General features: G+C 45.3%; 19 protein-coding genes. 7 read left to right on the forward strand and 12 right to left on the reverse strand.

The window, feature by feature from the left end; genetic code table 11:
* The first annotated feature begins 151 nt into the window (after window positions 1–151).
* The 4 genes from OCU74_RS17350 to cqsA all read left to right on the forward strand — a co-directional run bounded on the left by OCU74_RS17350 (window position 152) and on the right by cqsA (window position 6,708).
* Entirely contained in the window at window positions 152–721 is a 570-nt protein-coding gene (locus OCU74_RS17350; protein ID WP_087481101.1) for a GNAT family N-acetyltransferase, read from the forward strand.
* A 153-nt stretch (window positions 722–874) separates the two neighbouring features.
* Window positions 875–2,017: an efflux RND transporter periplasmic adaptor subunit gene (locus OCU74_RS17355; protein WP_087481100.1), complete on the forward strand. Its 1,143-nt coding sequence runs from the start codon at window positions 875–877 to the stop codon at window positions 2,015–2,017.
* A 2-nt stretch (window positions 2,018–2,019) separates the two neighbouring features.
* Window positions 2,020–5,094: an efflux RND transporter permease subunit gene (locus tag OCU74_RS17360; RefSeq protein ID WP_087481099.1), complete on the forward strand. Its 3,075-nt coding sequence runs from the start codon at window positions 2,020–2,022 to the stop codon at window positions 5,092–5,094.
* A gap of 441 nt (window positions 5,095–5,535) precedes the next feature.
* Complete coding sequence (cqsA, locus tag OCU74_RS17365) at window positions 5,536–6,708, forward strand: alpha-hydroxyketone-type quorum-sensing autoinducer synthase (protein ID WP_087481098.1); 1,173 nt, start codon at window positions 5,536–5,538, stop codon at window positions 6,706–6,708.
* Between the two features lie 22 nt (window positions 6,709–6,730).
* Here the strand turns inward: cqsA and OCU74_RS17370 are convergent, their stop codons facing one another.
* The gene (locus OCU74_RS17370) at window positions 6,731–8,788 is read right to left on the reverse strand and encodes a hybrid sensor histidine kinase/response regulator (protein ID WP_087481097.1); all 2,058 of its coding nucleotides are present in this window, start codon (window positions 8,786–8,788) and stop codon (window positions 6,731–6,733) included.
* A gap of 651 nt (window positions 8,789–9,439) precedes the next feature.
* Between OCU74_RS17370 and OCU74_RS17375 the strand changes: the two genes are divergently transcribed.
* Window positions 9,440–10,252 carry a DUF3289 family protein gene (locus OCU74_RS17375; RefSeq protein ID WP_234993582.1) on the forward strand — a complete coding sequence of 271 codons (813 nt, stop codon included), beginning with the start codon at window positions 9,440–9,442 and terminating at the stop codon, window positions 10,250–10,252.
* A 243-nt stretch (window positions 10,253–10,495) separates the two neighbouring features.
* Here the strand turns inward: OCU74_RS17375 and nqrM are convergent, their stop codons facing one another.
* From nqrM to OCU74_RS17400, 5 genes are all read right to left on the reverse strand, one after another.
* The gene (nqrM, locus tag OCU74_RS17380; RefSeq protein WP_087481096.1) at window positions 10,496–10,699 is read right to left on the reverse strand and encodes a (Na+)-NQR maturation NqrM; all 204 of its coding nucleotides are present in this window, start codon (window positions 10,697–10,699) and stop codon (window positions 10,496–10,498) included.
* Between the two features lie 273 nt (window positions 10,700–10,972).
* Window positions 10,973–11,428 carry a heme-degrading domain-containing protein gene (locus tag OCU74_RS17385; RefSeq protein ID WP_087481095.1) on the reverse strand — a complete coding sequence of 152 codons (456 nt, stop codon included), beginning with the start codon at window positions 11,426–11,428 and terminating at the stop codon, window positions 10,973–10,975.
* A complete protein-coding gene (locus OCU74_RS17390) occupies window positions 11,425–12,465 on the reverse strand; it encodes an oxidoreductase (protein ID WP_390623665.1) in 1,041 nt (346 codons plus the stop codon). Before OCU74_RS17390 ends, OCU74_RS17385 begins: the two co-directional genes overlap by 4 nt.
* Window positions 12,466–12,474: 9 nt before the next feature.
* The gene (locus OCU74_RS17395; protein WP_087481094.1) at window positions 12,475–13,227 is read right to left on the reverse strand and encodes a DeoR/GlpR family DNA-binding transcription regulator; all 753 of its coding nucleotides are present in this window, start codon (window positions 13,225–13,227) and stop codon (window positions 12,475–12,477) included.
* 102 nt (window positions 13,228–13,329) lie between these two features.
* Complete coding sequence (locus OCU74_RS17400) at window positions 13,330–14,016, reverse strand: phage repressor protein CI (RefSeq protein ID WP_087481093.1); 687 nt, start codon at window positions 14,014–14,016, stop codon at window positions 13,330–13,332.
* A gap of 293 nt (window positions 14,017–14,309) precedes the next feature.
* Between OCU74_RS17400 and OCU74_RS17405 the strand changes: the two genes are divergently transcribed.
* Both OCU74_RS17405 and OCU74_RS17410 read left to right on the forward strand, forming a co-directional pair.
* A complete protein-coding gene (locus OCU74_RS17405) occupies window positions 14,310–14,474 on the forward strand; it encodes a hypothetical protein (protein ID WP_159457420.1) in 165 nt (54 codons plus the stop codon).
* 320 nt (window positions 14,475–14,794) lie between these two features.
* Window positions 14,795–15,847 (forward strand): NAD(P)-dependent alcohol dehydrogenase, encoded by a 1,053-nt coding sequence (locus tag OCU74_RS17410; protein WP_087481195.1) that lies wholly within the window; start codon window positions 14,795–14,797, stop codon window positions 15,845–15,847.
* 123 nt (window positions 15,848–15,970) lie between these two features.
* Here OCU74_RS17410 and OCU74_RS17415 read toward each other — a convergent pair whose 3' ends face one another.
* The 6 genes from OCU74_RS17415 to OCU74_RS17440 form a co-directional block, all read right to left on the reverse strand.
* Window positions 15,971–16,654 carry an SDR family NAD(P)-dependent oxidoreductase gene (locus OCU74_RS17415; protein ID WP_087481092.1) on the reverse strand — a complete coding sequence of 228 codons (684 nt, stop codon included), beginning with the start codon at window positions 16,652–16,654 and terminating at the stop codon, window positions 15,971–15,973.
* An 89-nt stretch (window positions 16,655–16,743) separates the two neighbouring features.
* On the reverse strand, window positions 16,744–17,910 hold the full coding sequence (locus OCU74_RS17420; protein ID WP_087481091.1) for a sialidase family protein: 1,167 nt from the start codon (window positions 17,908–17,910) through the stop codon (window positions 16,744–16,746).
* A gap of 76 nt (window positions 17,911–17,986) precedes the next feature.
* Entirely contained in the window at window positions 17,987–19,867 is a 1,881-nt protein-coding gene (locus tag OCU74_RS17425) for a TRAP transporter permease (RefSeq protein ID WP_087481090.1), read from the reverse strand.
* A gap of 32 nt (window positions 19,868–19,899) precedes the next feature.
* Window positions 19,900–20,895: a TAXI family TRAP transporter solute-binding subunit gene (locus tag OCU74_RS17430; RefSeq protein ID WP_087481089.1), complete on the reverse strand. Its 996-nt coding sequence runs from the start codon at window positions 20,893–20,895 to the stop codon at window positions 19,900–19,902.
* 20 nt (window positions 20,896–20,915) lie between these two features.
* Window positions 20,916–21,800 carry a dihydrodipicolinate synthase family protein gene (locus OCU74_RS17435; RefSeq protein ID WP_087481088.1) on the reverse strand — a complete coding sequence of 295 codons (885 nt, stop codon included), beginning with the start codon at window positions 21,798–21,800 and terminating at the stop codon, window positions 20,916–20,918.
* An 8-nt stretch (window positions 21,801–21,808) separates the two neighbouring features.
* Window positions 21,809–22,948, reverse strand: a complete 1,140-nt coding sequence (locus OCU74_RS17440; RefSeq protein ID WP_087481087.1) for an iron-containing alcohol dehydrogenase — start codon at window positions 22,946–22,948, stop codon at window positions 21,809–21,811.
* Between the last annotated feature and the right edge of the window lie 24 nt (window positions 22,949–22,972).

Consider the following 22,972-nt stretch of genomic DNA (forward strand, 5'->3'; position numbering starts at 1 on the left):
TGTAACGATGGCGCTTTTGTGGAAATGCTATGCTGAGATGATTGGGTTGAAGTGTGAACATCGATCACAATGATGACCATCATGACTTTATCTTTATAACTATTTCATCCATGCTCGCTCCCCCTGAAATTCAGCATGGAGTCGTACCGATATGTCTTATGTCTTAGCAACAAAACGTTTAATTTTACGTCAGTGGCGTGATAGTGACTATAGCGCTTTTGCCCGACTGAATGCTGATTCACATGCGATGCGGTATTTCCCGGCTACGCTTTCACAGCAGGAGAGCGACAGTCTGGCTGATCGTATCAGGAACATGATCGATGTTCAGGGCTGGGGACTTTGGGCCACAGTACTGAAGTCTACCGGTGAATTTATCGGCTTTGTCGGTCTGAATGACAAAGATGGCCAGAGCGGGATTCCTCATGCACCACTGACAGAAATCGGCTGGCGTCTGCTGCCTGAACATTGGGGAAAAGGCTATGCTCCGGAAGCAGCTGAAAGCGTCCTTCGTTTTGCTTTTGAACAACGGAATCTTCCCGAAGTTTATGCCTTTACCACACTGTCTAACCAGCCTTCCCAACGGGTTATGTGCAAGATCGGAATGCACAATACCGGAGATGATTTCGATCACCCGCAAGTAGCTCCTGAGCATCCGTTAGTGCGACATTGTCTGTATAAAATGACTCAGACCGAGTGGCGCCAGAGAATCACATCACGCTGAAATTCTGTTTTTCGTATATTTCTCTTTTCGTATGACCGGATCGGGCAGTCTGTCCGGTCTGACCACAAGTGCTATTCATAAAATTTCCGTTCACTCTGTATCATAAACGGGTAATATCCGTTGAATTCTAAATAAAAATGATAGGGGAATATCATGATGACGTTTAGCATTCGTCAGAAAAGACCTGATTCTACAGGTCGATTTTCTCGGCATCGTGTCTGGCTCCGGTGGCTCGGGATATGGATTTTGATTGGTGGGTTAACTGCCTGTGATGATGATAACCGTCAGATGACGGTTGAGCCAAAACCGATCCGCCCGGTGAAAACAATGACGGTCTCATCGGTTGAGACAACCCCGATTGTCAGTCAGGTCGGAGATATTGAAGCATATCAACAGACTTTACTGGGGTTTCGGATCGCCGGACGTGTTCTTGAGCGCCGGGTTGATGTCGGAGACCATGTTCGCCAGGGTGATCTGCTGGCGACATTGGATCCCAGCAATGCCAACAATACATTGAAACAGGCCACTGCCGAACTGGATAATGCGAAATCTGCCGCAGAGTTAGCCAAACGTAATTTTGAGCGGATGAAGAAACTGTTACCAAACGGTGCGATTTCTCAGTCCCGTTATGATCAGTCACGGTCTGACTGGCAGGCCGCTGCTTCTCAGCTCGAACGGGCTCAGGCTGCGGTTAATGATGCGCAGGATAATTTACGTTTTACCCATCTGATTGCTCCTCAGGATGGCGTTATCAGTGAAACGAGTGCGAATCCCGGACAGGTTGTCAGTGCGGGACAACAAGTCTTTAAATTAGCTTACAACGGTCAACTGGATGCTGTGTTTGAAGTCCCGGAGCAGGTACTTCAGACCCGGATTGAAGATCCGCAAATTACCGTATCCCTGTTATCCAATCCCAATGTCAAAGTCCGGGCTAAGTTCCGTGATGTGACGCCTCAGGCTGATCCGTACACCCGGACATACCGGGTTCGGGTTACATTAATCGATCCACCCGAACTGATGGGACTGGGAGCAATTGTCAGAGGGCAGTTACAACTGCCAACGATTGATCAGGTTGTCGTCCCAAAAGCGGCACTCACCCGTCAGGGTGATCAGCCGGCTGTCTATGTGGTGGATAAGCAGACGAGTCAGCTTCAGCTGAAACTGATTCAGGTTGCGCGTTACAGCGACGATTCTATCCATATTTCCGGAGGACTGAACGCAGGTGATCAGGTCGTCATTGCCGGTGTGGACCAATTGCGTCCCGGATTAAAAGTTCGTCTGATGCAGGGAGAGTAATCATGGCGTCAAATTCTCCCGGAAAACGCTTTAACCTTTCCGCCTGGGCACTGGAAAATCAACAGATGGTTTCTTTTCTGATGCTGATGATCGTCGTGATGGGGATCATGAGTTTCCAGAAGCTGCCCCGTAATGAAGACCCGGAGTTTACGGTAAAAATTGCGGTGGTCTCTGCGCGCTGGCCCGGAGCCACGATTGAAGAAACGACGCAGTTTCTGACTGACAAATTAGAAAAGAAACTACAGGAAATTCCTTATCTTGATCATTTAAGAAGTTATACCCGGGCCGGTGAAACGGTCATCTTTATTAACCTGCGGGATAGCACACCACCGGAAGAGGTGGATGATATCTGGTATCAGACCCGGAAGAAAATGTCGGATCTGGCGCCTGAGTTACCCAGTGGCGTTCTTGGCCCGGCAGTCAATGATGAGTTTGCCGATACTTACGGGACTATTTTTGCTTTTACTGCCGACGGGTTCAGCATGAAAGAGCTACGTCAGCAGGTTGATGATATTCGTTCGACACTGATGCGCGTGCCATATGTCAGTAAAATCGAAGTGATGGGCGCTCAGGAACAGCAGGTCGTACTGGCGATTTCGTCCAAACGTCTGGCCGGACTCGGACTGAACCTGCAACAGGTGATTCAGAGTTTACAGGCGCAGAATACAGTGACACCTGCCGGGGTGATCCGGACCGCAGATGAACAGATTTCGGTTCAGGTCAGCGGATCATTTCGTTCTGCTGAGAGTCTGAATGATATTGTCCTGCGAATTCATGATCGTTTTATTCCGCTCAGAGATATTGCGACCATCTATACGCAGGCCGAACAGCCACCGACACCGTTGTTTCGTATCAATGGTAAGGCATCGATTGGGCTGGCTATTTCAATGTCTCCCGATGGCAATATGCTGAAGTTCGGCCAGGATTTACGTAATGCCATGGCAAAAATTCAGAGAGACCTGCCATATGGGATTCACGTCACCAAAGTTGCGGATCAGTCAGCGGTGGTTGAAGATGCTGTCGGTGGTTTTGTCAAAGTACTGGTTGAAGCCGTTGTGATCGTGCTGGCTGTCTCATTTGTTTCGCTCGGGTCCAGAGCTGGTCTGGTCGTTGCGGTTTCCATTCCCATTGTTCTGGCGATGACCTTTTCCGGAATGGAAATGGCCGGAATCGGTTTTCAGCGTATTTCTCTCGGAGCGCTGATTATTTCGCTTGGCTTGCTGGTCGATGATGCCATGATCACCATCGAAGCGATGGTTTCGAAACTGGAAGATGGCTGGCCACGCAGAAAAGCCGCTGCCTGGGCTTATCAGAATACGGCATTTCCGATGTTAACGGGAACGCTGGTGACCATTGCCGGATTTATTCCGGTTGGTTTCGCGGCCTCCGGAGCCGGTGAATACTGTTATTCACTTTTTGTGGTCGTAGTGATTTCACTGGCCAGTTCATGGATTGTTGCCATTCTCTTTTCTCCGTTGTTAGGTGTCTGGTTGCTCCCCCACTCATTTAAATCGCATGAAGCTCATCAGGGACGCTTGTCCGCCTGGTATCAGAGGCTCATCCATGGTGTATTGCATCATCGTTGGAAGACCATCTTTGTTGCCGTATTTCTGCTGGTGGCTGCCGGAGCTTTGTCCGGACGGTTACATTCAGAGTTCTTCCCGGCATCGGATCGGCCTGAGCTGCTCATTAGTCTGAGACTGCCTGCGAATGCCAGCCAGAGTGAGACGCTGGAGCAGGTCAGGATGCTGGAAAATCAATTGCTGGAGAATCCGAAAATCGCTCAGTTTTCGAGTTATGTCGGGGCAGGAGCGGTGCGTTTCTATCTGCCAATGGATATTCTGCTGAATCAGGAGAATATTGCTCAGGTCGTCGTCGTTGCGAAAGATATCAAACAGCGGAAGGAATTGCGCAAAGAGTTACAGGGCATAATGCAACGTGACTTTGGTGAGTGGATTACCCGTGTTTCTCCGTTGGAACTAGGGCCGCCGGTCGGCTGGCCGCTGCGTTACCGGGTCAGTGGCCCGAATCTGAACAAAGTCCGGATGTATGCTCAGTCACTTGCCAATGTGGTTGCTGAACATCCGGATACGCGGGATATCAACCTGACATCCGGTGAACCGCAACGGCTATTGCGTGTCGATGTGGATCAAACCGCAGCACGGGCCGTCGGTCTGAGCCGTCAGCAAATTGCTGAACAACTGGCGACGATTTTTTCCGGACAGACCATTACTTCACTACGGGAAGGAATACATCCGGTTAGTATTGTGGTGAAAGGTGGTGTCAGCGAGCAGCAGGATATTGAGACGATTGAAAATCTGCAAATTTCATTAGGTCAGGATCAGGTGATTCCACTCAGACTGGTTGCGAAGGTTGAGTATACCATTACGGATCCGATTATCTGGCGGCGTCAGCTGGAACCTTTTATTACTGTACAGACGGATATCATTTCCGGCGTGCTGGCTGAGAAAGTCTCTTCTGAACTGGCACCGAAGGTTGCAGCGTTCAGAGCGCAGTTACCAGAGGGTTATGAAGTCACTGAAGAAGGGACAGTCAGTGAGTCGAGTAAGGGGAATGAGTCAATTTATGATGTTTTACCTGTGACACTTATCGTTATGCTGGCACTGCTGATGATGCAGCTCAGACGCTTCTCCAGCATGATGCTGGCACTGTGTACTGCGCCATTTGGACTCATCGGGATTGTTGCAGCGATGTTGCCGACAGGCACACCACTCGGCTTTGTGGCACTGCTTGGGATTATTGCGCTGGTCGGGATGATTATCCGTAATGCGGTGATTCTGATCTCTGAAGTTGATGATAATCTCTCCAGAGGTAATGAGGCACATCAGGCTATTGTGATGGCTGCAACTCACCGGGCCAGACCGATACTGCTGACTGCTTTTGCCGCGATTCTGGGGATGATTCCTATTGCCCGGCAGGCTTTCTGGGGGCCAATGGCATATGCGATTATCGGCGGTCTGATGGCGGCAACCGTGATTACCTTAACCATGTTACCGGCGGCAATTAGTCTGGTTTTACAGTGGGAAAAGCGGACCACGCAGAAAGAAGCAGAGTAAGTCGTATACACTTGTCATTAATAAGCAGCGCTGTGAATTCAGCGCTGTTTTTTATATTCTGTAGAGAAACTTTTTTAGTAAACAATAGTCTGATGCTATTATGATCTTTAAGTATACCAATGGAAGATCTTTCAAAGATAGTAAACTTCTCTTCGTTTAAATTTTTACTGCTGTTATGTTGTTAAATAACCAATGGATGAGAATTCTGTTGGGTTCTCTATAAGGTAGTTTCATTTCTAATCCAGAACTCATTGTTTTTTCTAAAGTTAAAGTATGTAGATTTAAACCAAACCGCCAAATGGTAATGATGATTAAATAATAATATATTTAATATAATTGAATTTGTAGTAATGCGCAAAATAATTAATTTATCGTAATGACAAATGTTTCCTTCCTGAGAAAATGCCTTTCTCAATCATTCTGATTAAGAAGGAAAATATTATGATTAATTGCCAAAAAGAATTGCCTGAATTTATTAAATCAAGAATGGACTTCTTGATGAAAGACCTTATAAATACTGATTATGGAAAGAATTTAGTTGTTGGGTTAACTCCTGAAAGAGGAGATGTTCTTATACAAAGTAATGATTACTTAGATATATCAGAGCATGTGGAGATTAGAGGTAGATTAATAGAATCATTGCAAAATAAAAAGAGTGATATGTTTATGTCATCAATATTTCTGCATGACAATAATAATAAATATATGCTAGAAAATGAACTGTCAAAGTATACAAATTTTAGTAACTCTTATATTTCCCAGTCTGGTTGGAATGCAAATGTTTCTTTATTACAGGCTATTTGTGTACCAGATACTAATGTATATATTGATTTCTTTGCTCATATGTCAATGTGGGAAGGTGCTCGATATAGCTGCGCTAAAATTCGTCCATTTATGCACAATAATAGTAACCATCTAAGAAAACTTATTCAACGTAATGGCCCCGGAATTATTGTGGTTGATTCTATATACAGTACAATAGGAACGATTGCTCCTCTGGAAGAAATTGTTTCTATTGCACAGGAATACGGATGTGTGACCGTTGTTGATGAGTCTCACTCATTGGGCGTTTATGGAGAAAATGGCGCTGGGATGTTAAGTAGCTTAGGCCTGTCCGAAAAAGTTGATTTTATGACTGCCAGCCTGGCTAAAGCATTTGCTTACCGTGCCGGGCTTATATGTACAAACAGTAACTTTGGTCAATGTATTCCATATACTGCGTTTTCTAATATTTTTAGTTCAACCATGATGAATTATGAGATTTATGGCTTAAAAGCGACTTTAGATGTCATAAGAAGTGTTGATGATAGAAGAGAAGCATTATTTTCCTTATCTAAGCGGCTACGTTTAGGTCTACGTGAAATTGGTCTGGATATAAGAAGTCAATCGCATATTATTTCATTAGAGACAGGAGATGAATATAATACGAAATTAGTTAGAGATATTCTTGAGGAGCAGGGTATATTTGGTTCAGTTTTTTGCCGTCCGGCAACGCCTAAGAATAGAAATATTATTCGATTTTCTATGAACAGTTCTTTAACCAATGAAGATGTTGATCGAATAATTTCAGTATGCAAATGTCTACTAGAAAATGAAAATGTATATTTTAAATGATTGATGATTTTATATGGGTGAATTATATCCAGTTTGCTAACTTTCCTAGTAGATTTTCAGTATCTGCTGGCTTAATAATATAATCGTTCATTCCTGAGTCTTGAATCCGCTTGAGCGTCGGGGTGTTGCTGTCGCCGGTATGACCAAGGATTGGAATATGGCGATATGGTTTCTGGGAGCTACGGATCGTACTGGTTGTTTCGATGCCATCAAGAACGGGCATTTCGATATCCATCAGAATGAGATCAACAGTATGTGTTTCTATCGTTCCCAGAGCCTCTTGACCATTCGAAGCCTGTAACACGTGATAGCCTTGTTTTTCCAGTAGCATTGCAGTTAAATTACGCACGGAGTGATTATCATCGACAATGAGAATGTATTTTTCTACACGTTCCCTTCTTAATGGAATGACATTTTTGTCTGCTTCAATTTTCTCATCCAGTTCAAAAAATAGTTGATACAAAGTGACTGTACTGTCTTGAATAATTTGGCTGACTTCCAATGGGTAGACTGAAAGATATCGTTCTATGTTGATTGGATAATGATTTTTTGAATTATAGAGATAATGTAGCCGGGCTTCAGAAAAATGGAGCAGGGATTCCAGAACAGTCAGATAATCCCATCTCTGATCGATTTGGTCTAGGTCAATCATGACCATATCAAACTCAAATTCATACTCATTACGCTCTATTGCTTCTGGTAATGTTACTGTTTCTATACTGAATCCCATCTGCTGTGCCTGCTTTTTCAGGCGGTGGCAGACAGCACTTTCGTTACCGATATAGAGGAGTGATTTGGAATGAATCAGTTCCTCTTTTAACTTCTTCATCTCTGGAGAGAATTCTTTCGGGAAAGAGAGCGTAAATTCAGTCCATTCTCCCAAAACAGATGAGCACTCAATTTTCCCTCCCACGGCTTCCATGATTCTTCGGCAGAATGGCAGGCCAAGTCCATAACCACCATGTTTACCATGTGTATAGAAGTCTTTAAAAATATCTTGTAAATGCTGTGGATCAATACCTGAACCATTATCTCTAACTGTGATTTGATTGCATTTTTTCTGGCTTCGGATACTGATATCAATACGAAAATTTTCATTATTCTGATAGTAAAATGCATTTTTAAGCAGGTTATAAAATGCATACTTCAATAAAATATCACTGCCTAGAAATCTGAAATCATTGTTTGTTGTAACGGTTACTGCGAGTCGGTCTACCGGGTTTTTATAGCTGAATGAATGTATTGCGTGTCGGGTAATTTCATCTACTGAATACATTTTGAAAGTAGATGTTGGAATTCGGTTTTGATCAATGGATGTTAACAATAGATTGATAGTTTCATTGGCTGAGTCGACGATGTTATGCATGTCGCAAATCATATCATTAACCATTTGAACATTGTGTTGTTCTATCGTATATGCGGGTACTGACTGAGAAGGGTGACTTTCATTAAACACAGACTGAATAATTTCCAGAGAAGATTTGATTGCACTTAAAGGATTTCGCATTTCATGCGCAATCCCTGCACCAAATGATTTGGCGATCGATACCTTTGTTTCATGGGAAACCTGATTGCGGAAATAAAACACATTTCCAAAGAAGTAAACAAAAAGAAATATTGGTACATACATCCAGTCAATAAAATATTTCAGCTCATTTCCTATCATATAGTCAGCAGTAAAGTACGCTATGGCTATTGATATTGTTGTTTGCATTATGAGTGATTTCGTTTCATGGATGAGTAATATATGCAAACAGATGGAAGCGGTAAAAGACATAACCCATACATTATTATAGCTATTCATGATCATCATATAGCTAAAGAAGAATGGTAAGCAAAATCCCATGGTGAAGTAATAGTAATAAGGAAGGTATTTTTTAATTTTTATGGGTACGAAAGAACGTAGTGCAAGACCGAGACACAGTATTGCTCCAGTGGCTCTTAGCCATAGAGATTCATACGGCTGTGGAAAGAGATAGGTCCAGATATAGTAATAGACAGGAAAACCAATGAATCCCATCCAACCAACGGAAGACAGGTTAGGTTCTGCATATTGATATATCTTCTTGATAGTGTTCATTAATTTACTGACCTGAACTGATAAAATAGTATGCTTGTTATCGATTATGTTGCTCTGAATTCATGAAATGAAGAACTTGTAGTCACTGGATTCTAATACTGAGTAACAATCATCCAATACTATAAGGTTACCTTATTATGCATTCAAGAGAAATGCTCTATCGCAATGAGCAATTGGTTTTCTATGGTAATCAATGCAATATACAGCATATTAAGCGTAAACGATGATTCGCCACCGGGTATTTAATGTCATTTATAGGAAGGAGCATCACTAATTTAATCATTATTATTAATTTATTTGTTATTTTCTGATGTGGCAGATAAAGCAGAATTAATTTTATCAAAATGTGGGGATGAACTGGATGCTCTCACCTGAGAGTATGGTCGCCCGAGTGGGTAAATTTTTGCCCAGCTATTTTATGCATTATCATGCTCATTGCTTTGTATGTGTTTAAATGAATATTTTGTAAATGGCTAACGGTAGTCACCCTAAAAATAAATCCGGGAACTATTACGTCCCGGAAAGACTTCCTTCCGGTGTACTTGAAGAAGAGTGGAAGAATCGAGAGTACAAGCCCATTGCGGGCCATAAGGAAATGCGAGAGCGTGCGGAACGTATTGAGGCTAACCAGAAAACAAAGAAAGACGTTGATTGGATGCCAGTGCAAGGGTCATTCCCTCGCTTGGTATTCGAAACAAAAACAAAATGGACGACTTTACAGCTCCGGATATGCTACATGGGGATGAATCCAGATCGACCATTGAATCTTATGGATTCTGGCAGCCCTTTAAAAACAAGATGAGATATTCCCCAACGAGACAAATGGATGTCGTATCAGAAGACCAGTTTGCTTTACCCGCGAAGGAACATTTTGACCGGATGCGGGATCTTGGTGAAGGGATTGGTTTTTCTATGGTAGGGAAAACAAAAGGAGTCTTTTCGAAGATGGTCGATAAATTCGAGAAGAACGAAGGCGGTTACTATCACAGCCCGTTACTGGATGATGCTTTACGTGATCACCAAACGACAGCGGCTTTCCATGCTGCACTTAAACGCTGTTTGGCAGAAAACGTTAAGGACGGAGTGTTAGATAGTGATATTGTAAATTTATCCAGCGCTTACATGTCAACAAAAGGGAAAGGGGCTAAATTACCTCACTTCATCGCCAGAGATGGGTATAAACCATCTATTGATTTAGTTAATGGTACGGTTTTAACTGTACACGGTATCTGGTATATGAAAGTTTATGCTGAGAAATTGGAATATAAAGGTAATGATATTCGAGGCGTGTTTAAATATGAAATTCAGGATCATTTCGGCTTAGACACAAAAGATATAAATCACCCTGATTTAAATGATATCCCCTTTGAAAGACTAGATGGATTCCGTTCTTGGTATTTACTGCAGCACTATAAGGACTATGGATATAAGCCGTTTGTTACCAGAATTGGATTCAGATTATGAGAAAAATAATGACACCTATAAAAATTTTACTTCTTTCTATGCCCTTAGTTTGGTACGTGAATCTGTGGTTAGGTTTTGTTTTTGATATCGGTTTATCCGAAGATGTAATTGGGGAAGAAGCGGGTAATTTACCACTTAGCGCAAACCATCACAAATCGCTTTGAGGCTGTACTGATGATGTGCAGAAGTCCTCATTCAGTGATTGGCGGGCAATTCTAAACTATTCGGAAAGAACTCAGGAGTTCACTCATCAGAGCCGGGTTCCTGAATCTGGTAGAGTGTTTTCTCCTGATTTTTACACACGTCCTTACAGTTACATTCCCGTTCAACACCGATTGCTGATAAACCACCACAGCTTCCCTGAATGGATTTTCGGTGGAACAGCACACCAACTGCCATCAGTAATACCAGAACGATAAACAGGATAAATGTCAGTAGATAAGTCATTGTGACTCTCCTTTGGCGTAACTGCGCGGGATAGGAACATAAACAGAAATGCTCTCTGATAAAAGTTTAGCTGAAGAAACAGTATCGGGACAATCTACCTGAGCACGGGTAATGCTATCGCGGATGATGGTACAGAGTGAGCTGTGTTGTGTTTCTTACGGAGGGAAATATAAATCTTTTTATTAGCATATGCTAGTAAAATCTCACCATTCCGAGTAGTCCCGGAACGATGAGATTTAATCGTTTTGCGAATATTGGCAAAGAAGTGTGTATTTATAACAGTTCCTGAATTGCTTCAGTGACCATCCGGTGATCTTCTTCTGACACCAGACCTGCCATTGTGACAACACCAACCAATCCACAGTCTTTGATATAAATCGGAAATGCACCACCGTGGGCGCAATAGTTTTGTGGATCGATATGGAGCTGAGACTCAAACTGGCGGCCTTTGGATTTGTTGTATTCGTTCAGGTAGAGTGAGCTGTGACCGTAACGCATCACCGCATTACGTTTCATTCTGATCCAGTTACTTTTATCCTGATTGGCTCCCGGACAGGCTGAAAAGAATACAACCTGCTCAAAGGCATACACCTCGATCGAAACCGGCCATCCATGAGCTTCTGCTTTCTTGCGTAGAGATGATCCGAGTGCCCAGGCTGTATCGAGGTTAAACCGGTCAAACTGTAACTGCGTTTCCTGATCGAGTAGCTCCTGAAGTTTTGTGCTCATTCGGTTACCTCGATTGTTTGTCCGCGTGCACTACTCTCCATTGCCAGCTCAATCAGGCGAATAGTGCGTAACGATTCTTCAGCGGTGACCGGTGGCTGTGTTCCCTGACGAATAGATTCGGCTAACTGAGTAAAGTAGTGTTCATAGCCACCTTGTTCCGTCGGAACTGGTTCGGCGTGCTCTTCCGTTGATAGAATACCCCAGTCTTTCGCAGGTTCCTGAGTCTGTTGCAGGTCATCGACACTGCCGCCTGCTTTCAGGAACGACTCCTGAGGATCAATACCCATTTTGATATATTTCGCTTTTGTACCCAGAATCTTATAGCGCATGTTGTCGCCGGGACTATATGGATTTGAATGCAGCTGAACCAGACAATCCGGATAGTGCAGCAACAGATGGAAAAAGTCTGTTGCGCCACCGGCTTGTCGCATTGAAAGGCACTGGGCTGTGATTGCGCTTGGTGTGCCGAACAGTTCCAGAGCCTGATCAATAAGATGAGGTGCCAGATCATAGAGAATACCGGAGCCTTCAACATCGGCAGACTCACGCCAGCGCACTCTGACTTCAGGGCGATAACGATCAAAATGTGATTCAAACCATTTCACATCGCCCAGTTGTCCACTCTCAATCAGTTTTTTCACAGTCAGAAAATCATTATCCCAGCGACGGTTATGATAAGCGCTCAGAATGAGTTGTTTCTCCCGGGCGATGCGGATCAACGTTTCACCATCGCTGACTTTGGTAACAAATGGCTTTTCGATAACTACATGCTTCCCATGCTCCAGTGCCATTTTGGCCAGAGAGAAGTGAACATCGTTTGGTGCAGTAATGATAACCAGCTCTGCATCCGATTGTTCTATCAGAGCCTGAGCTGTTTCAAAGCATGTGACGGATGGATACAGTTCAGCAACTGCTTCTTTCTGGCGGCTGCTGATCGCACTAAACTGAAACTGGGGTAAAGATTCAATAAACGGAATATGAAACGTTTTGGCTGAATAACCGTAGCCAATGACGGCAGTTTTGATGGGTTGAGACATAATCTTCACCTATTCATTGGTAATAATGAGTTCAATATCATGGCGGAGCAGGTAATCTTTATCTGTTTCTGACAGATCCGGATCGGTGACGATGATATCGATCTGATCAAGCTCACATACAGTAAACAGGTTACGTTGCCCGAACTTATGGCTTTCGCTGACCAGTATCACCTGACTGGCGCGGGACATCATGGCGCGCTTCATCGTTGCCTCCTGCTCCAGTGTGGTCATCAGACCGGATTCACTCAGAGCACACACACCGATAAAGGCTTTATCTACATTGAATTGTGCCAGTTGAGCTTCGGCCAGTGTGCCGAGCATCGCGCGGTGATAAGCATTAAACTGCCCGCCCAGCAGAAAAATTTCTTTTTCAGATGATGGCTGACATGCCTGCAGAATATCCGGTGCATTGGTCACAATGGTTAAGGGTTCCGGCAGGTAGGGCATCATGGTGGTCAATGTCGTTCCGGAATCAATCAGAACGTGCTCTCCGGGGCGAATCAGTGTTGCGGCCTTCTGGGCCAGCGTTTGTTTACGCGAACTGGCGGGTTTTTCTGTATAGGCCATTGTATGGCGTGACAGCCGGTTGAAAATAGCACCACCCCGAATTCGCATAATATCCGGTAGTTCTGCGAGCTTTACCAGATCCCGCCGGGCTGAGTCGGCAGAGATACTGAAACGCTCACAAATCTGAGGCAAAGTGATTTTCCCGTCGGTTTTTATCAGCGTTTCGAGTTCGAGCAGGCGTTCTTCTTGAGTCATTTACTTAATATTGCGTAAGTGTTTTTAAGTATATTGCGCGTTATTTTAAGTGAATGCAATGGTTTTATGTAATTAAAATGTATACCGTCAATAGTGTGATTCCTAAGAACGCTTTATAGTCAGTACGACTCGCCCCAGAATCCTGACTTTACCGGTTTCAATCGTGACGGCACCATCCGGGAAAACAACACGTATATATTGCTCCGGTAAGCGTTGCACTGTGTGAAGTATGATTTTGCCATCCATATCTATGAGATAGGTGCCGGAAACGATATCCTGGGTATTCTGATCGATAAGGTAAATGGTATCAGAGGTCTCAACCTCGATAGTTGACGCCGCTTTGAGACGAAGTTCGTGCATTCGTTGTGCGGCATAAGGAGATTCTCCGGTACTGATGAGATCACCGTGCCTGAGACTGAAACGTTGCAGAATAACTGTTGCGTGCTGATAAATCTGGCGGGTTTCTGTCTGGGAATGATAAAAACCGGCCTGATCCTGGATCCGCGGAATGAACTCGTGACTTTCCCAGAGAGAAGGATGTAAGTCCGTATGTGGATAATCCTTAGGCAAGGCCAGGTGTTTAATTGGAATCCCCAGAGCGAGGTGGAGTCTGACGATTAATTCATGCGATGTCCTGCCATGAGCATTCCAGGTACTGAATGTAGATTTCGGGACATTCAGCAGATTGGATAATTCTATATAATCTTTACATTGAGTTTGCAGTTTCAGATTATTGGTAAATGCTGAACCTTTGAGGTAATGAAACGCCTTAATATTGTCATTTGACATTCTGAAGCCCTATTTTAGTATGATTTTAGTATGAGATTGTCTGGGTAAGCTTTATCTGTTTCAGGCGGAGATTTAAGATTCTTATATCAGATTTAAACAGGTTATATCGCCCACCAGACATGTGAAAAAAATAATATCACTGGCTGTCGCGGAGAAAAGCCAGGTGGCTGCGTACTCCGTCGCAAAAGGTGTAATTGATTCGATGTCTGTTACCTGTCTGTTTCTGTAGAACCTATTTTTTCCGGGTACCGTTATGAATATAAACGGAATGATTTATTGAGCAGGTGAAGTATATGCTATTAGAAGATCAGGATTTTTTTGTTGAATCAGTTGAATTTGTCTTAGATGCTGTCGCACAGGATCAGGTCGGGGCGAGTCGGGCGGATATTGGTATTTATCTGATTGGTTTATTAATTGCCGATCAGAAAATGAGGTCAGAGGTCGGTGCTGAATCATGAATGGATAATATATTTATATATATCAGTATAGCTATCAGAAAGCGTGGCTTATAAAGCTGATTTGATGCGATAAATACATTTTGTTTTCAGATAAATACATTTTTATTTATGTAATTTATTAATTAATGAAATGAATGTTAGGTGAGGCAGTAAATATTTTGTTGCTTGCCTCACTCATATGATTTAATTAATTTTATGATTGAAAATAAATCATAATGTATTATGCTCGTACGCCTTTATTAGTCATATATTAATGATGTTGACTGACGATCAAGATGATTTGTCATCAGCAGGTATTCATCACGAAACAGGAGATGGTCATGAAAACAGTTGGCTACGCAGCATACAGTCAGGGAGCAGCTTTAGAACCGTATGCATTTGAACGTCGGGAACTGAGAGAGAATGATATTGCAATCGAGATTCTCTACTGCGGGGTGTGCCATTCGGATCTGCATTCAGTTCGTAATGACTGGGGTGGCTCAGAATATCCGCTGGTTCCGGGACACGAAATTGTTGGTCGGGTTACTGCTGTTGGTCCCGATGTATCACGTTTCAAGGTAGGAGAAACTGTTGCTGTCGGATGTATGGTGGATTCATGTCAGGAATGTGACCAGTGTGAAGCAGGTGAAGAACAGTTCTGTCGTGAAGGGATGACACCGACCTATTGTGGTCACGATCGTCATACTCATGAAGTAACACAGGGTGGCTATGCGCGCCATGTTGTTGTCCGTGAAGAGTTTGTTTTGTCCGTTCCTGAATCTCTGGATCTTTCCCGCGCAGCGCCACTGCTGTGTGCAGGGATTACAACCTACTCGCCACTACGGGCATGGGATGTAAAAGAAGGAACAAGAGTCGCGGTACTCGGGCTTGGTGGTCTTGGTCATATGGCTGTGAAGCTTGCTGTTGCAATGGGTGCGGTCGTGACAGTTGTTGGTCGTACGGACTCAAAAATTGAAGACGCAAAAGCGCTGGGTGCTCAACATTATCTGATCTCTTCAGATGAAGCAGCAATGGCTCAGGCTCAGTCCAGTTTTGATCTGATCATTGATACAATTCCGGTTAAGCATGACGTGACAACTTACGTTCCGCTGATGGATGTGGATGGTACACTGGTTATCGTTGGTCAGGTTGGTCTGCTGGATGAACCGTCAACCATACCGATGATCTTTGGTCGTCGCCGGATCGCGGGTTCGTTGATCGGTGGTATTGCTGAAACACAGGAAATGCTCGATTTCTGCGGGAAACATAACGTATTGCCTGAATGCGAAATTATCCGGATGGATGAAATCAATGAAGCTTACGAACGGATGGAACGCTCTGATGTCCGTTATCGTTTCGTTATCGATATGGCAACGATGCCTGAGAGCGCTTGATTCAGACACTGCTGAAAGTCAATGTGACCTGATGTTCAAGGTTTTATTTAATAAATGCACCTGCGGGTGCATTTTTTATGACTGTACTTGCCATGTCTAATTGCATCTTTTCGAAGATTTTTTCTAGGACAATGACGCGCCACCACAAATCACCAGTTCTTGCCCGGTAATGGCTCCGGCATGCGGTGAAGCAATATATCTGACATATTCGGCAACTTCCTGAGGCTGGATATAACGGCCTATCGGCGGGAGTTTCGGTGGAGACTGCTGTCTTTGCGGATCAGCCAGCATCGGTGTTTCCGTTGCTCCGGGAGCGATGATATTGGCAGTTATACCTTTGGTAGCAAGCTCCGCAGCCCAACTGCGAACCATGCCAACCATCGCCGACTTCGTCGCAACATACTGTGAGCGACCGGCAACACCACGAGATGTCCGGCTGCCAATCAGGATAATGCGCCCTCCGGATCCCATTTTGGGTACCAATGTGTTTGCAAGTAGCTCTGCGACATGGATATGGAGATGCCACAGCGTCTGGCTTTCCGGTAAATTGAGCTGACCTAAAGGCGCTGAGGTCATTTTCCCGGCAGCGTGAATTAATGCATCGATCGTTGTGATGTCCTCAAGGCTGTGCAGGAGCTGGGCGGTATTCATCAAGTCGACACGAATGGTGGTGAAATCCGGATGGTGAATTTCAGGCGCTGTCCGGCTCAGTCCGGTGACTCGCCAGCCATCATTCAGCAGGGTTGTGACAATTGCCAGTCCAATACCGGAACTGGCTCCGGTTACCAGTGCATGTCTTTTTTTCATATTATTCCCGGTATGATTTTTTCAGTATGTTGATGTGATTTTCAACGTTGTTTTATGAGCTACCGGGGTTTTTCCGGCAGCTCTGAACGTCAGCAGAGAGATTCCGCCGGATAGCGGACGTACTTGATTGCCTGACGGAAGTAGGTGTAGGCAATATGAAGTGCACCGTCTGTACCCTGAGTAATAGTCGGATAAGAAAATTCCCGGTTTAGTTTCTGTTGAGAGTTGTTGGTCATACAATAACCATCTCCTTCATCCAGATGAATGATTTCCTCCCAGCTTTCACCATTGTTTCTGGATATTGCCAGAGACATCGGAGCCCGTGGTGCGCCCCAGAAAGCGGAACGACCTGCGGTGATTTCCGGTTCTTTCACCCCGCTGTCATCTTCAATTTCATCGTAGAGAGAACTTCTCCGTTCTGTTGCTCCGGCAGCACTCATCGCGTTGAAAACCAGAGCCAGATCGCCATTATGTAGTGTTGTGACCTGAATCGATGAGTTGTTATTCGGTAATGATGTCGGTACCGGGGCGCTCCAGGTGATGCCTTCGTCTTCAGAAAAGCTCTGATAGATGTGATCTGCCCAGCGGCTACGGTATAGCGCAATCAGTCTGCCATCCTGAAGCGGGGTAATACACATGTGAACACACCCCAGACTGTCGGGGACTTCTACGTTGTACCAGGTTTTGCCCTGATCATCCGAAATACGGACACCACTGGTATCATAGTTGCCAACCCATTTCTCACCGGGATTGACCGTACAGTAGAAAACTGGGAGCAGCCATCTTCCGCCAGGAAGTACCACCACCGGCTGGCGGATGAATGTTCCGGGTTCATCGATCAGTGTCGCGATCTTTCCCCAGGTTTCACCGTAATCACGGGATTGGCGGTAGCGGACAATTGCAGTGTCCTGATTACCGGATAACTGCGCTGTCCACATCAGCCATAAAATGCCTTGTGGATCCAGAAACAGCACCGGATTCTGTTCGGAACGGGTCGGGTCATCAGATAGCCGGACTGGTGATTCCCACTGATTACTGTTGGATCGAAGCCGGGTACACAGCACCGATATATCCGCAACGCCTTCCTGTGTTCCGGCAAACCAGACACAAAGCAAGTCACCATTAGGCAGACATAAGAGATTTGAGGCATGATTCTGCGGATAATCAGAAGGCAGCATCGCAGTCATATAGGATGGCTGCCCCTCTGTTACTGTTAATATTCCATTTTTCTCGACTAAGACGCTGTCTTGGCTCATTCGGGACTCCGTTGCGTTGTATAAATTTTATAGGCTAAGCGGGCTCCTGAAGGATAAGGAGCCTGTGTTTGGGGCATCATGCGGTTTTCACCCGGGTTACGTATCGTCCCGATGTTTTCCAGCACCAGACAATCAGTGCGGCAGACATTGTGAGGAACAGAAGCCAGAGTGGTGATGCTGATGTATCCAGAACCAGTCCTATGCTGGCAATCAGGAACAATAGCCGTTCCAGCCAGTTGAGATCCCGTTTCAGCCATCCCTGTAAGAACACTGCCCAACAGAATGTCGCGACTAGCATGCCAATGAAAGCAATCAGAATCAGATACCAGCTTCCTTTCCACAGGACGACCGGATCGGAGATGAAGCTGAATGGAACCAGAAAGATGACCAGCGCATAGGAAAATGCAATAAAGCCGGTTTTTGAGGAATCACTCTTACCGATGGCTGATGCGGCATAAGCGCAGAGGGCAACCGGTGGTGTCACCATCGAGAGAACGCAGTAATACATGATGAACATGTTTGCAGCCAGTCGGTCAACGCCCATATCGATGATCGCCGGGGCGAAGATGATCGAGCCGATAATATATGCAGCAACCGTCGGTAATCCCATTCCCATGATAATGCAGCCGATAATCACCATGATGAGTGACAGGTACAGATTGTTACTGCCGATTTCACTGAGAATCTCAACAAACTTGAACGCCAGATTGGACTGAGTTGCCAGTACCATGATGATCCCGACCGATGCGAGCGGTACGGAAACCCACGCCATCTGTCTGGCTGTATCCATCAGCATCGGAAAGAGAACTTTGTAGCTGTAACGGGTACTTTTTCGCAGGAGCGGAGCAAGTAGCGCAACAACAGTCCCTACGAATGCCGCGTACGGGGCAGAATATCCGGCCACCAGTGCGATGATGAGAAACAGAGGAGAGATCAACAGATGCATCCGGGGACGGAGCGGTTCAAAATTCAGATCTTCTTTAGAAATGTTACCGACACCTGATTTCCGGGCTCTGAGATCAATGATAACAAACAGGGCAAAGTAGAAGGCTGCGGCCGGGATGATCCCTGCTGCGGCAATGTCGGTATAAGGAATACCCAGCATGTCTGCCATGACAAATGCAGCGATACCCATAATCGGTGGCATCAGTTGTCCGCCGGTAGAAGCGATGGCCTCTGTTGCTGCGGCCTGTTCTTTGGTGTAGCCGGAACGTTTCATGATCGGGATGGTGAGTACGCCGGTCGAGGTGGTATTGGCAACCGCAGAACCGCTGACCATACCGAATAGTGCAGACCCGAGCAGCGACATTTTGGCAGCGCCGCCTTTCAGCGAGGCTGTTGCCATCATGGCCAGATCGATGAAGACACTACCACCGCCGGTGATCGTGAAAACACAGCCGAACATAACAAAAAAGAAGACAAAGTTAATCGCGGTACTGGCGGTAATCCCGAACAGTCCGTCGGTCTGCATACTGATTAACTCGGTCATCGTATCGAGTGAAAAGCCTTCAAAGGCCGTCCATCCCGGAAAATAAGGGCCGAGGAAACCGTAGGCAACGAAGATCAGTACTACGGACAGCAGTGAGAAACCGACAGAACGTCTGACGGCTTCAAACAGCATCAGCCCACCGGCGATAAATGCATATTTATCTGACCACAGGATGTCATCGATCATCTCCAGTCTGGTTTCCAGCCGGGGAATAGAAACGTAATAGTGGTAGACAACAGAGAGTGCGATACCAATACAACAGAGATCAATTACCCTGCCTAAATAGAGCAGAGCCGGTTTTTTAAACTGAATTGGCTGAAAGCAGATGACCAGTGCGGTCGCCATATAAACATGGATCGATGCGGCAGTCAGTGGTGAAACCGGCACAAAGAACTGTTTGAGAAGAAACAGAATATAGGCTATTGCAAGAATAGCCTTGATTGTATTCAGTATATGGTCATATTTCATAACAATACCTTACATACTTTTGTCTGACCGGCTTACTTCATCCAGCCTTTTTCACGGTAGTACTTTTCAGCCCCTGGGTGCAGGCTAATCAATGCTGCGTGCTTACCGATATTTTCCGGATGCCAGAATTTCAGCGGAGAGTGGGTATGTTTAATGTCCTGCTGGTGCTCGACCAGAGCTTTGGTGATGTTATAGACCGTATTTTCATCAACTTTGGCATTGGTGACAAAAACAGTGGCACTGACCGGATTCACGTAATCCTTAGTCTGCCCATTGTAAGTACCGGCTGGCATGGTTCCGGTCGGCAACCCGAGTTTTGCCAGATCCTTGAGAACTTTATCGCTGTACGGAATGTAAACAACGTCGTTAGTCAGGGTCATTTCAGTTAGGTTCGGATGCATTGCCGGGACGTTATCGATATACACATCGATCGCATTGTCACGCATCATCTGAGCTGCCTGACCACTGCCCATCTGAACAACTTTGTCTTCATCTTTCAGTGTGCTGATATCGGTTCCCAGTGATTTGAAAATATAATCGGCAATAATCGGTACCTGAGAACCGGTCGGTTTCATGGCGATACGGACATTCTTGGCATGGATGATCTTTTCAAGCGTGTCATTACCGGTTTCTTCAACCCAGGCTTTGCGTGCAATCGTGATCGTGTAGGCCTGCTGAACATCATCTAAAACCATTCTGAGATTTTGATTTTTCTTGCCTTTGTAAATATCAGTCAGACCATCTCTGGCCCAGACGGTGGCATTGGATGTGGTGAATCCGAAATCAGCTTTTCCCTGATTGACCACAACCGGATTCGTCATACCGCCACCGCGAGGGATAAGTTTGATTTTATATTCATCGTGGGTGGCTTTCGGAATGAGTTGTGAGAAGGTCGTTCCGTAGGTATACCAGCCGTTTCCGGGAGGCTGTGAAATAATGGTCGACGTGGTTGCCTGAGACAATCCCGTCACCAGCAAAGTCGAGAAAGCAAGAGCTCTGGCAGCATTTTTTAACTTATTATTCAACATAGTAGGGTATCCTTTTGTGGTCATGAGATTCGTTGTTTAATAATATTCTGAATCTGTTCAATGTCCGTTTGGCTGAAGTGCACCGGGTAACGGCTGTCGCCGACATTTTCACCCAGTAGATTTAAGGTTTGCTTGACGACAGCCGGTGCAAATGCAATTGGATATAAGTGGCTTCGTAGGTAATTGATCACCTCCTGTGCGTTGTTTGCTGATTCGAGATCATGGCTTTTCCAGCCCTGGTAAATCTGACTGACCAGTTCCGGAACAATGTTGGCGATGCCGGAGACACAACCGACAGCTCCATTCTGGTAACCGGTGAGTATGAGTGAGTCCGGCCCGGTCATGACATCAAACTGGTGATGTTTCCGGGAGACTTCCAGAAATCCGGACAGGCTTTCATAGCTTCCGGCACTGTCTTTAATCCCGTAAATATTCGGATGGGCGGCCAGTTGATCGGCAACAGCAGGTGAAATCGTATTGCCGGTCCGGGCTGGAATATTGTAGAGATAGACTGGTATTTCCAGGCTATCGGCGATTTCAGTGAAATAGTCGATCAGTTCCTGATCACGTAAAGCACAAAACCAGGGAGTAATGACGGAAACGGCTTGTACTCCGGAAGACTGAATATCCCGCCCGTGGGCAAGAGTACGCTGAAGGGTCAGTTCACCGATATGACTGACAACCTGAACACGTCCATCTGCCTGTTCCAGACAAATCTCAGTCACACGTCTTTTCTCAACATCACTGAGGACAAAAAACTCACCGTTTGTCCCGTTACAGAAAATGTTGTTACCAAATCGAATTTGCCGCTCAACCTGATTTCTCAATTCTGTTTCATTGAGTGAGTCTTGTTGATCAAAGGGGGTGACAATCGCGACATAGGGTCCTTTCAATGCTTCGCTCATATTTTTCCTTATTCACAAATACTGTTGTAGATACTCAGAACTTCCTGCTCGGTAACGGGCACCGGAGAGTTGGCGATCAGACGTTTGACTTCCATCGCACTACGTGCCAGCTCCGGAAGTTGTGACGCTTCGATACCAATGTCATTTAAACGGGTCGGAAGTCCCAGCTGAGCGACCAGACTCTCCAGATAATCGATCACTGCCTGGGCTTTTTTCTCTTCAGCCAGACTTGGATCGGCATCCGGCAGCAGGTCATAAACCTGAGCCATTTTTTCCTGACAGGGCTTGCAGATGAATTTCATACACGGCACCAGCAGCAGAGAATTCGCCAGTCCGTGTGGAATCCTGAATTTCCCTCCTAACGGATAGGAAAGGGCATGAACCAGATGCGTTCCTGAATGAGAAATCGAAGCGCCGCCGAAATAGGAAGCCCATAACAGATTCAGACGAACCAGCAGATTGTCCGGTGATGTGATGACTTTTTCGATATTGGCAAAGAATTTCTGCATACCAATCAGCGCGTAATTATCACCGATAGGGTTGGATACACTGGCCGTAAAACATTCGATGAGATGACACAATGCATCAACTGAGGTGGATGCGGTAATGTGGGCCGGCATTGACGTGGTCAGTTCCGGTGCCAGTAACACATAATCCGGTAATAATACCGGAGAAATAATACCGACTTTGGTGGCTCGCTCCGGGATGGCGACAATTGCATTAGGTGTTGCTTCTGCACCTGTACCGGCAGTAGTCGGAATCAGTAACAGTTCCGCCCGTTCTGTCGGCTTTTCTCCGGTCAGTAACTGTTTGAACCGTTCAACCCGTGCTGAATGTTCAGCTTTGCCGAATACAGCAATTAGTTTACTGACATCCAGTACACTCCCGCCACCGACACCAATCACAAAATTGATGGTTGCAGGGAGTTGCTGAATTAAGCGCAAAACATCTTCTTCTCTTGGTTCTGCCGGTAAATCATCAATCACGGTCAAATGGTCACAGCTTTCACGGAGCCGGGCAATCAATTGTTCGACCTGAGGCAGTCCTCTGACGTTCGGATCGGTCGCCAGCAGGATGTCCTGATGCGAAAGCGTGATGTCTGAGATTTGATCGATATCACCGCTCAGCACTGTCGTGAAAATGTTCATAGGATTCATCCTTTCAATTTTGAT

The organism is Vibrio mangrovi, from assembly GCF_024346955.1.
Lineage (GTDB): Bacteria > Pseudomonadota > Gammaproteobacteria > Enterobacterales > Vibrionaceae > Vibrio > Vibrio mangrovi.

Excerpts from the sequence above, each read along its gene's own strand:
- OCU74_RS17350 (WP_087481101.1), top strand. The coding sequence starts at position 152 with ATGTCTTATGTCTTAGCAACAAAACGTTTAATTTTACGTCAGTGGCGT.
- nqrM (WP_087481096.1), bottom strand. The coding sequence starts at position 10,699 with ATGACTTATCTACTGACATTTATCCTGTTTATCGTTCTGGTATTACTG.
- OCU74_RS17415 (WP_087481092.1), bottom strand. The coding sequence starts at position 16,654 with ATGAAAAAAAGACATGCACTGGTAACCGGAGCCAGTTCCGGTATTGGA.
- OCU74_RS17440 (WP_087481087.1), bottom strand. The coding sequence starts at position 22,948 with ATGAACATTTTCACGACAGTGCTGAGCGGTGATATCGATCAAATCTCA.
- OCU74_RS17390 (WP_390623665.1), bottom strand. The coding sequence starts at position 12,465 with ATGTCTCAACCCATCAAAACTGCCGTCATTGGCTACGGTTATTCAGCC.
- OCU74_RS17355 (WP_087481100.1), top strand. The coding sequence starts at position 875 with ATGATGACGTTTAGCATTCGTCAGAAAAGACCTGATTCTACAGGTCGA.
- OCU74_RS17420 (WP_087481091.1), bottom strand. The coding sequence starts at position 17,910 with ATGAGCCAAGACAGCGTCTTAGTCGAGAAAAATGGAATATTAACAGTA.
- OCU74_RS17410 (WP_087481195.1), top strand. The coding sequence starts at position 14,795 with ATGAAAACAGTTGGCTACGCAGCATACAGTCAGGGAGCAGCTTTAGAA.
- cqsA (WP_087481098.1), top strand. The coding sequence starts at position 5,536 with ATGATTAATTGCCAAAAAGAATTGCCTGAATTTATTAAATCAAGAATG.
- OCU74_RS17425 (WP_087481090.1), bottom strand. The coding sequence starts at position 19,867 with ATGAAATATGACCATATACTGAATACAATCAAGGCTATTCTTGCAATA.
- OCU74_RS17385 (WP_087481095.1), bottom strand. The coding sequence starts at position 11,428 with ATGAGCACAAAACTTCAGGAGCTACTCGATCAGGAAACGCAGTTACAG.
- OCU74_RS17395 (WP_087481094.1), bottom strand. The coding sequence starts at position 13,227 with ATGACTCAAGAAGAACGCCTGCTCGAACTCGAAACGCTGATAAAAACC.
- OCU74_RS17430 (WP_087481089.1), bottom strand. The coding sequence starts at position 20,895 with ATGTTGAATAATAAGTTAAAAAATGCTGCCAGAGCTCTTGCTTTCTCG.
- OCU74_RS17400 (WP_087481093.1), bottom strand. The coding sequence starts at position 14,016 with ATGTCAAATGACAATATTAAGGCGTTTCATTACCTCAAAGGTTCAGCA.
- OCU74_RS17370 (WP_087481097.1), bottom strand. The coding sequence starts at position 8,788 with ATGAACACTATCAAGAAGATATATCAATATGCAGAACCTAACCTGTCT.
- OCU74_RS17405 (WP_159457420.1), top strand. The coding sequence starts at position 14,310 with ATGCTATTAGAAGATCAGGATTTTTTTGTTGAATCAGTTGAATTTGTC.
- OCU74_RS17435 (WP_087481088.1), bottom strand. The coding sequence starts at position 21,800 with ATGAGCGAAGCATTGAAAGGACCCTATGTCGCGATTGTCACCCCCTTT.
- OCU74_RS17360 (WP_087481099.1), top strand. The coding sequence starts at position 2,020 with ATGGCGTCAAATTCTCCCGGAAAACGCTTTAACCTTTCCGCCTGGGCA.